Genomic DNA, 10,021 nt, shown 5'->3' on the forward strand with positions numbered 1-10,021 from the left:
AAATGATACAGAATATACGCAAAGCCTCGATATGTTAAAACGGGAAATGAGTAAAAATCCTCATTTGAACAATACAGAGGATCAGACTTTAAATGATATGATTAAAAAGTAAAACAGGTGGAGAAAACCTCCACCTGTTTTACTTTTTATTTTTTATTACGATCCGCATAAACCTCCATCGCATCACACATAAACTGTGCTAACCCTTCGCCAAACTTATCAATATTTTTCGTGAAGCGCTCATCAGCGACGTACATTTGACCGAGTCCCTTGAAGGCTTCTAATGAATATTCACCAAAGTTTTGCAAGTAATCATACCATACTTTAATAGCTTCTTGTGCCTCTTTAGAATCAGGTGCACCATGTCTAAGCGCCGCTAAATTTCTGTAAATAGTATTAAACTCTTCCTGATTCTCTTTTGACATACCTTTTGCATATTCGTTCGCTTTATCTACAGCTGTATCTCCCCATCTTTCACGCGCTTCTTCTTCATATGGGTTATGGCTAAAATCAAATCCTTCAAATTTCTCTTTGTTCGTCATTTCAATCTCTCCTTTTGTATGCTGAATTGTTTTATCAATCGTCGCAATCACCTTATCTAACCTCGCACGTTTTTCAAGAAGCATTTTCTTATGAAGCTGTAATGCTTCTTCGCGATCAAATGACGGACTCATGATAATTTCTTTAATTTTCTTCAAAGGGAAGCCTAGCTCTTTAAAAAATAAAATTTGCTGCAGTGTCTCTAAATTTTCGTCAGAATACAGACGATATCCAGATTCTGTCGTCTCGTCTGGGGTTAACAACCCAATTTCATCATAATGATGCAGTGTGCGCACACTAATTCCAACTAAATCAGCTACTTCTTTTACTCTCATTGTCATTTGTATCTCCCCCTTAATACATACGATAAAGTATGACGCAACGTTAGAGTCAATAAGTAAATTCATTTTATCCCTCTATTTGCGAGCAGTAATACCCTCACCTCAAAATTCGGGGAATAGACAACACTCCCATTGATTAAAGTTTCAATTTATCTCTAAAAGTTTCATCTCTCCCATATTTCATGCATAATAGATATGTACATATATTAGAAAGCGGTGAAAGTATGGTTTCAAATACTGTAATTGCCAGCATCATTATGCAACTCGTTGTTTCGATTCTGGTCCCAATTATTGTACTCGTTTATTTCCGTAAAAAATATAATATTAATTGGAAAGTGGTCGGAGTTGGTGTTCTTATCTTTATCGGATTTACCCAAATTCTCGAAACACCATTTCATCTATTTATGCGCGGTAATCCAGCAATCGCTCCATTTTTAGAAAATCCATTTGTCTTCGCACTTTATGGCGGGCTAACTGCTGGTATTTTTGAAGAATTAGGACGCTTCGTTGCCTTCTTCTTCCTACTAAAAAAATATCTAGAATATAAAGATGGCTTTGCTTACGGAATTGGTCACGGCGGGATAGAATCTATTTTAGTTGGCGGATTCTCTGCATTGCAAACTCTTATATTCGCAAATGCTATTAACGATGGTAGCTTCGCTCAAATGGCAGAAAAACTACCTCAATTAAACCTTGTAAAGGACATGTTAATCGAGCAGCCTGCCTATTTTTACTTCCTTGGTAGCGTAGAAAGAATTATGGCACTCGTATTGCAAATTGCCTTTACAATGCTTGTTTTATACGCAGTAAAACAAAAGAAGTACATCTTCCTTGTATATGCTATATTATTCCACGCATTCGTAGACTTTTTCGCAGCACTTTACCAAACAAAAACGATCAACATCTTTGTTGCAGAAGGGATTACTCTTCTACTAACAATTTGTGCTCTCGTTGTGATTCGCAAAATGAAAGTGAAATTAATGAGTGTGCCGGAGTAAAAAATAACCCACCAGTTGGTGGGTTATTTTTTACTCCGCACTAACGGGCGGTAGGACTCTCACCTCAAAGTTCGGCAAATGCAGAGAAGTTAGGCGAGAGATCAACTGTCCGTAACTGCCCGATTGGTTCAACTAATAATCAGTGGACAAATCCCCCACTGATTAAAGTTTCACTTTATAAGGATTATCACAATGATGATAACTTTTGCCCTCTTGCAGCTCCCTCTTTGTTTCTGCATCTATAACGATATACTTATAAAACTCTTCTACTTCATTTTGAGTAAAAGAAGCAAAGAAGTACACTTGGCAATCAGGGTGAACAAAAAATCTTGAAGCACCACTCTACTTCGACAACCGACAGCTGTTTTTTGTAGGAAAGAAAATTCTTCATCAGGCACTTCTTTAAATAAGATTTTTTTCCGAACACTATATGCTGCATTTTTGTATTCTTTATAAATTTTCTTATCTAACTGTTTATAAAACACATCCTCACTCACAAATGGCTTATTTCGATTGCTTGGATAATCTAACTTTTCATTGGATTCTGCATATGTTGTGGATAATTGCATAAGAAAACAAATAATGAATACAATGCACATCATTTTTTTCATAGTGGCACCTCAATTTTTCATTATCCACATTACTTTTCCACATATTTAAATCCATATGCTGTTTCCAATAAAAAGGAATTATTTCTACATTTGTCGAAGTATATAGCGTCAACTTGAAAGATGGGGATGAATTATGAAGAAAATTATTGTAATACGACATTGTTCCGCAACTGGACAAAAACGTGATGCCGAATTAACGACTGCCGGAAAAAATCAAGCTAATATCCTTGCTACATTCCTTTTAGAAAATCAGCTACAAATAGATCATATTATTTCGAGCCCATTTGTCCGAGCTATCGATTCTATTCGGCCCTATGCGCTCCAAGCTAACCTATCTATCGAAGAGGATGAACGATTAGCTGAACGTATATTAAGCAACGTTCCGATGGATGATTGGATGCCAAAACTAGAATCTACTTTTACAAACATAGATATTGCCTTTTCAGGCGGAGAGTCAACAAAACAAGCGACGGACCGTGCTATATCGCTTATCCAAGACGTTTTAAAATTAAACCATACTACAACACTACTCATTACACATGGAAACTTACTTACACTCATTTTAAAGCACTTTGATCATACGATTGGCTTTAATGAATGGAGAACTTTAACGAATCCTGATGTTTACGAAATTACAATCGGTGAACAAAGTATCATAAAACGATTATGGGAAGCGTCGTCCAAGTAGTATCCCTTTCCGAAACACTCAGTTGACGCCACGAGAAGAGACTGTATTAACAATAGAGAGGGGTATCATTCCATATGTATGAAGATGTACTTTCTTTACTACATAAAACAAATATTTCTTATGAAAAGTTTGAACACGAGCCAGTGCTTGATTATGAGACAGATCGTATCGTGCGTGAAAGACTCGGTTTGCAAGGTACTCCAAGTAAAAGCTTATTTTTAAAATCAAAATCCGGAGATTATTTCGTATTTTTTACGTTAGAGGGTACTCGGCTCGACCGAGGAGAAATGAAAAAAATAACAGGAGAAAGCTTATCACTTTGCTCTCCACATGAGTTACGAGAAAAAACTGGTTGCACCCCTGGCTGTGTAGCTCCTTTCGGTTATTCACAAGATGTAACGATTATTGTGGATAGTTCCATTTATACGTACGATAAAATTTTGATTACACCTGGTGTACCCGAATTTACAATTGAATTATCCACAGAGGAATTAAAAAAAATTGTATTCACATGCCCAAATACTGTTTTAGAGTACAAACAAAAAGAGAGCTAATGGTTAGCTCTCTTTTTTCATTATTTGGCTTCTGCTGTTTTTTCTTTTGCAGAACGTACTTGCTCGTCCGCATGATAAGAAGAACGTACAAGTGGGCCAGCTTCACAGTGGCTAAATCCTTTGCTAAGTGCAATTTCTTTAAGCTCTGCAAATTCTGCTGGTGGGTAATATTTAAGAACTGGTAAATGCTTCTTAGATGGTTGTAGGTATTGCCCAAGAGTTAAAATATCCACATTGTTTGCACGTAAGTCATCCATTGCTTCAATTAAATCTTCTCTCGTTTCACCTAAGCCCACCATAATGCTCGATTTAGTTGGAATATCAGGCTGCATTTCTTTCGCTCGACGTAAAAACTCTAATGAACGTTCATATTTTGCTCTAGCGCGAACTCGGTCAGATAATCGACGTACTGTTTCAATGTTATGGTTTAAAATATCTGGTTTTGCATCCATTAACATTTTTAAGTTTTCTTCTACTCCACCCATATCAGATGGTAATACTTCGATAGACGTGAATGGGTTTTTACGACGTACTGCGCGTACTGTTTCAGCAAAAACAGCTGCTCCCCCGTCCTTTAAATCATCACGTGCAACCGCTGTTATAACGACGTGCTTTAAGCCCATTTGTACTACTGAATCTGCTACGCGTTCTGGTTCTTGTAAATCAAGCTCAGTTGGTAAGCCTGTTTTAACCGCACAAAAACGACAAGCACGTGTACAAACCGCACCTAAAATCATAAATGTTGCTGTTTTTCTTACAGCCCAGCATTCATGAATATTCGGACATTTTGCCTCTTCACAAACGGTATGAAGATTTTTAGAACGCATCATTTTCTTTAAGCCTGTATAGTTTTCATTCGTGTTTAACTTAATTTTCAACCATTCGGGCTTGCGCTTATATTCTGTTTGTTTTGTCATGGTTATCAACTCCGCACAATATGAAATAGTTTACCGTGTTCGCTTCTTTCAATGTAACATATCTATTCTAACGTATGAAAGCGATTTGCTCAAATGAAGATTCTAAGATTTTTTCCAATCGTTCCCTATAATGAAATACTCCGTATATCCCACACTAAAAAGAGTGATGTTGTGAAAGGAGTCTATTTCATGCTTCGAAAAATTTCTCTTTTGCTTTCTATTTGTTTTCTTCTCCACCAAAACATCGCTTACGGTGAAGATAATCAGCAAAGCATATACGAAAAGCGCATGGCACTATATAAAGAAACCGAGCAGTCTTCAGGCATTCCATGGTATTACTTAGCTGCAATGGATCAATATGAAAGAAATATACGGAGCGTACGAAAAGATATTCCGAAAAAACCAGATGCCATCATTTCCCTTTATTTCAAACCAGAAATATGGGCTGGACCTATCAATAGTAACGATACTCTCCCCCATACAATTTCTCTATTTGGCGGAATAGGTTTAGATGGTGACAAAGATGGATTTGCAAATGCAAATAGCGACCGTGATCTTCTGCATACCGCAGCGACTATTTTAAGGAAACAAGGAACGTCAGAAGACCGTATTAAAATTATGCTCTGGGAATATTATAGACGTGCAAAAACAGTTGATTTAATTAGTGAATACGCCCAAATTTATAAACATTATGGACGTATTAATTTAGAAGGAAATGCTTTTCCTCTTCCGATTCGTAGTGACCATAGCTATCGGAGTACTTTCGGCGCTGGAAGAAGTTTTGGCGGCAGAAGGATTCATGAAGGAACCGATATTTTTGCCGGATATGGCGTGCCAGTAAGATCGACTTGCTATGGCATTATTGAAACGAAAGGTTGGAACCGCCTTGGTGGATGGCGCATTGGTATTCGCGACCTTCATAACAATTACCATTATTACGCTCATTTAGGCGGGTTCTCAAAAGAAATACAGCTTGGACAAATTGTTGAGCCAGGAAAAGTAATCGGATTTGTTGGTAGCACCGGTTATGGACCTCCTGGTACAGCCGGAAAATTTCCGCCCCACTTACATTTTGGCATGTATAAAGACAATGGCTATACAGAATGGGCATTCGATCCATACATGCATTTAAGCTTGTGGGAACGCAAAGAACGAGCAAATACAAAACGATAACCGTAGCAGATTGCTACGGTTATTTTTTATCCCGCTATTTGCCCGGCAGTAAGACCCCTACCTCAAAATTCAGCGAAAGCAAGGGAGTTCGGTCGGTTGGGGATCAACTGCCCGTAAAAGCCCCCCACTGATTAAAGTTTCACTTTATATTCGCTAACTATCCGTTTTCTTTTTATCCGGTACAACAACGCCACCGCTTCCATAATAAGTAGGCACTTCTCCTTGAACAATGCGCGTTGCAATCGGAACATCTTGTTTCACTTTTATTTCTTTCGTATGAAATGGAATAATCACTTGCAACGTTACTTCCATCTCCATAACAATTTGAATCGCTGTATTATTAATCCCATGCGGCTCAATTTTTTGTTTAATATCCGTGTTTACATGACCGATTGTCGTGAAATCAATCGGAATATCTGGCCCCATATTTCCGAAAAGCACATTATCCGTTACACGACCAAAAGGAACTGCCATAGTCGCCCCGTTTTTTTCAGAAATACCTAGCTCCTTCAAATTCCCTTGTTCTACTTGCTGTAAATATTTTTCTATGTATGTGGTCGTTGATGTTACGATTTCATTTACTTGCTTTGTATTTAAATTAATTGTAGATACTCTTCCGTTCCGATCCGTTTGTACTTTCATTAATGAATCGACGTCGAATCCTTCATTAATTCTATCCTTTACCGCCTTCGTCATGACTGCTGTCGCCATTTTATGCGTCTCTACTTCCCCATATTTCATTAACGTTGGCTGAATGCTGTTATTCACAATCCATAATCCTTGCATTAGTAATATCACAAAAAGAATAAATGACATAAGCAGTATGTACCGAAAGGAAATAGGTCCCCTTCGAAACCGCGAATTTTTCGAACGAAATATGCTCATAAAAAAACCTCCTTCTTATATCATTTCTATGCAAGAAGGAGGGACGATATATGCTTATCTCATTTTTAATAACGCTTCTTTTCCAATCGTTCCTACTGGAATACCTAACGCTTCCGCTCCAGTCGTTACGGATTCTAACGGTGCTTCAAGAAGTTGTTCAATCGTTCTTACACCAACCGCACGGCCAGCAATAATTCCCCGATCACCTAACTTCTCATTTAAAAGACCTACATCTAATGCACCACACATAATATATCCTTTATCGCTCATTACAGCTAGCAAATTTGTCTTTGGAAGTTTTACACTAACCGCAATAAACGTATAATTATCGATTATAATTGGCTCCACATTAACCATAGTTCACACTCCTCTCTTTCTTATCTGTATGACAAGAGAAAAATGAGTGTTACAAGTAACTAGCCTATAGTTTGACGGAAGATGTATGAGTTATTAACATGTCTGTTAACACATCTCTAAGTAGTTCTGGCATATAATATTGTTTGTCAGAAAGTGTGGATAGCTCTGGGTATAAGTAGCCGAATGTAAACATATCAATCGTTCCTACCGTATATATACGATCTAACTCTAGCAATTCTCCGTTAATTAATACATCCTCCAGTAAAAGTTTATTGCCTGGAATCGTATCTGGAATGACTTCTACACCAGCGTAAATCATTTTCCCCATCACTTTTCCTCGAAATCCGAATCCTTTCACCTCAAGATTCTCCATATTCGGGCGGCGTGCTTTCAAGATCACTTCTCTTAATGTTTTTCCTGACACTTTCAACGCACATGGATTAATTGGATGTGGACAAATTCTGTGAATATCTCCGCGCGTCACAACACCTTCTTCTAATCCCTCAAGAAGTACACCAGCGTTCACCATTCCAATCTCTGCACCGCACCACGTTTTCAGCGCATTTGCTAACATGTGCGAAAATGATGTCTCATGAAACCAATCAACTGGTAATGATTCCTTTAAATGAACGACAGGCTCTGCCATAATATGCTTACTTTCTTCCTGCAGCATTTCAATTGTGGATAACGGTTCACTATAAGCACCTAACCGCTCTGTCTTAATCGCTCTACCGTCCTTCTTCAACAGTCTCTTCGTCTCTTTATCCACAGTAAGCTGCACGTGCCCAACGTAACGGCCCCACTTTTCACAACAACAAAGTAAAGTATTATTCATAAGAACACCGCGCTCAAATAAATGATGCGTATGTGCACCTAAAATAACATCTATATCATAATGCTCCGCCATATACTCATCCATACTTTTTCCAAGATGCGAAAGGACAACTGTAATATGAGCCTCATCTCGCACTTCTTCTAAAATAGACTCTAAATGCTCGATTGGATCTTCAATGTGCCAGTCTAACATTTGATAAAACTCGGGATATGCTACCGTTAATCCAATAAAAGCAATCGTAATTCCATCTGTCGTTGTATGTAATTTATAAGGCTTTGCCCATGCTGGACGTATACCTTCTTTTTCAAATAAATTCGCGACGAGCACCTCAAATCCAGCATCATCATATAGACGATTCAAATGCTCCTTCGCTAACGTAATTCCTTCATTATTTCCAATCGTTACATAATCATATAACGCCTCATTTAAAAGCTTCGTATTGCCAAGCCCATTCGTCGCTTCCGAAATACTATGAAAACGATCCACATGATCGCCAATATCCACAGTTAAAACAGTCTCTCCCGCTTCCTGTCTTCGCTTTTTCTCCCCTTGTACAAACCGAGAAATTTGCGGCCAATTTTCAAAATGACTATGTATATCGTTTGTATGATAAAGGTGGATGATTGTTTCTTTATTTATATTCAGAGAAAAAACCTCCTCTCAATTCCTTACTGCCATTTACGCTATACGTACGCAATAATCCTGTAAATACTTTTCGTCTTTTCTTGCTATTTTACATTGTACTCGCATTGTGAGAAAAAGCAAAAGATTGTCCTTTTTATATGGAAACTTTTGTTTTTTCTAGTTGGTGTTAAAGGATTTTAGATGGTGAAGTGGGGGATTTTTCAAAAAGTTTAAGAGAGAATTCAGTGGGGGGTTGTTCAAGTGGATTTGTCAGTATCTTTGTCTTAAATCTAGTCGTTCTCTGTTCTTATAAAATGTTTGGGGTATGTGAGGTTTTTCTTTTGTCTTACTTTGTCGACAAATCGATATTCCTTGTCGAAACGTTGATATATTGAAATAATCGTTGATATATTCCCATTTATGATCGATATATTTGAAAAATCGTTGATATATTTAGCCGAACACCCACCCCGGTATCTCTTTCCCCATCTCCGATTGATGAAGGCTTTTACGGGCAGCCCGCCCCCACCTAACTTCTTTGCTTCCACTGAATTTTGAGGCGGGGGCCTTACTGCCCGTTAATGCGGGATAAATAACAAATAAAAAAGCGCCCTGCACAGCAGGACGCTTTCTTCATACATATATTATCCAGTTCTAGCGGCTAGAATAAGCCAATTCCACTTTTAAATATTATCCAGCTTCGCCTCCTAGCCCCTCATGTCTAAGAACCTTAGCCAACGGGGCTGAACAGTCGGCTCCGCGTTTCTATTTAACCAATAGAACCTTCCATCTCAAACTTGATTAGGCGGTTCATTTCAACTGCGTATTCCATTGGAAGTTCGCGAGTGAATGGCTCGATGAAGCCCATTACGATCATTTCTGTAGCTTCTTGCTCAGAAATACCGCGGCTCATTAGGTAGAATAATTGTTCTTCTGATACTTTCGATACTTTCGCTTCGTGCTCAAGTGAAACGTAATCGTTTTTGATTTCGTTGTAAGGAATTGTATCAGATGTAGATTGGTTATCCATGATTAACGTGTCACACTCGATGTTAGAGCGAGAGTTTTTCGCTTTTGGTCCGAAGTGTACGATACCACGGTAAGTTACTTTACCACCATGCTTCGCAATCGATTTAGAAACGATTGTTGAAGAAGTGTTTGGTGCTAAGTGAATCATTTTCGCACCAGCATCTTGGTGTTGGCCTTTACCAGCAATCGCGATAGATAACGTTAAACCACGAGCGCCTTCGCCTTTTAAGATAACTGCTGGGTATTTCATCGTTAATTTAGATCCGATGTTACCGTCAATCCATTCCATCGTTGCGTTTTCTTCACAAACCGCACGTTTTGTAACTAGGTTGTATACGTTGTTCGCCCAGTTTTGGATTGTTGTATAACGGCAATATGCATCTTTCTTAATGATGATTTCTACTACCGCACTGTGAAGTGAGTTAGTCGTGTAAACAGGTGCTGTACAACCTTCTACGTAGTGTACGTG

At 38.3% G+C, this 10,021-nt stretch carries 10 protein-coding genes and 2 pseudogenes; 5 read left to right on the forward strand and 7 right to left on the reverse strand.

All coding sequences use genetic code 11. From position 1 onward, the window contains the following. Positions 1–112 (forward strand): annotated as a pseudogene (locus JDS92_RS31735) (YhcN/YlaJ family sporulation lipoprotein); the annotation flags it as partial. A 34-nt stretch (positions 113–146) separates the two neighbouring features. Here the strand turns inward: JDS92_RS31735 and JDS92_RS28185 are convergent. Beyond that, positions 147–881 (reverse strand): MerR family transcriptional regulator, encoded by a 735-nt coding sequence (locus JDS92_RS28185; protein ID WP_000178763.1) that lies wholly within the window; start codon positions 879–881, stop codon positions 147–149. 182 nt (positions 882–1,063) lie between these two features. On the opposite strand from JDS92_RS28185, the gene JDS92_RS28190 reads away from it, so the two are divergent. After that, a complete protein-coding gene (locus JDS92_RS28190; RefSeq protein WP_199632915.1) occupies positions 1,064–1,879 on the forward strand; it encodes a YhfC family intramembrane metalloprotease in 816 nt (271 codons plus the stop codon). A gap of 162 nt (positions 1,880–2,041) precedes the next feature. Here the strand turns inward: JDS92_RS28190 and JDS92_RS28195 are convergent. Continuing rightward, positions 2,042–2,490 (reverse strand): annotated as a pseudogene (locus JDS92_RS28195) (hypothetical protein). A gap of 133 nt (positions 2,491–2,623) precedes the next feature. Between JDS92_RS28195 and JDS92_RS28200 the strand changes: the two are divergent. Then, positions 2,624–3,178, forward strand: coding sequence for a histidine phosphatase family protein (locus JDS92_RS28200; RefSeq protein WP_097957501.1), 555 nt, complete (start codon positions 2,624–2,626; stop codon positions 3,176–3,178). Between the two features lie 74 nt (positions 3,179–3,252). Beyond that, positions 3,253–3,732: a YbaK/EbsC family protein gene (locus JDS92_RS28205; RefSeq protein WP_097957499.1), complete on the forward strand. Its 480-nt coding sequence runs from the start codon at positions 3,253–3,255 to the stop codon at positions 3,730–3,732. A gap of 20 nt (positions 3,733–3,752) precedes the next feature. Here the strand turns inward: JDS92_RS28205 and lipA are convergent, their stop codons facing one another. After that, complete coding sequence (gene lipA, locus JDS92_RS28210) at positions 3,753–4,649, reverse strand: lipoyl synthase (RefSeq protein ID WP_000166372.1); 897 nt, start codon at positions 4,647–4,649, stop codon at positions 3,753–3,755. A 189-nt stretch (positions 4,650–4,838) separates the two neighbouring features. Here lipA and JDS92_RS28215 point away from each other — a divergent pair, with 189 nt between their 5' ends. Further along, on the forward strand, positions 4,839–5,822 hold the full coding sequence (locus tag JDS92_RS28215) for a M23 family metallopeptidase (protein ID WP_000944665.1): 984 nt from the start codon (positions 4,839–4,841) through the stop codon (positions 5,820–5,822). Between the two features lie 153 nt (positions 5,823–5,975). Here the strand turns inward: JDS92_RS28215 and yunB are convergent, their stop codons facing one another. The 4 genes from yunB to sufB form a co-directional block, all read right to left on the reverse strand. Then, on the reverse strand, positions 5,976–6,707 hold the full coding sequence (gene yunB / locus JDS92_RS28220) for a sporulation protein YunB (protein ID WP_043322472.1): 732 nt from the start codon (positions 6,705–6,707) through the stop codon (positions 5,976–5,978). A gap of 54 nt (positions 6,708–6,761) precedes the next feature. Then, complete coding sequence (locus JDS92_RS28225; RefSeq protein WP_000248467.1) at positions 6,762–7,064, reverse strand: YunC family protein; 303 nt, start codon at positions 7,062–7,064, stop codon at positions 6,762–6,764. Between the two features lie 64 nt (positions 7,065–7,128). After that, positions 7,129–8,544, reverse strand: a complete 1,416-nt coding sequence (locus JDS92_RS28230) for a bifunctional metallophosphatase/5'-nucleotidase (protein WP_206773092.1) — start codon at positions 8,542–8,544, stop codon at positions 7,129–7,131. Positions 8,545–9,292: 748 nt separating this feature from the next. Then, positions 9,293–10,021: Fe-S cluster assembly protein SufB (sufB, locus tag JDS92_RS28235; protein ID WP_199632916.1), on the reverse strand; the 729-nt coding region annotated here is incomplete at its 5' end.

Origin of the sequence: Bacillus cereus group sp. N12, assembly GCF_016483575.1 — a bacterium.
Classification (GTDB): Bacteria; Bacillota; Bacilli; order Bacillales; family Bacillaceae_G; genus Bacillus_A; species Bacillus_A toyonensis.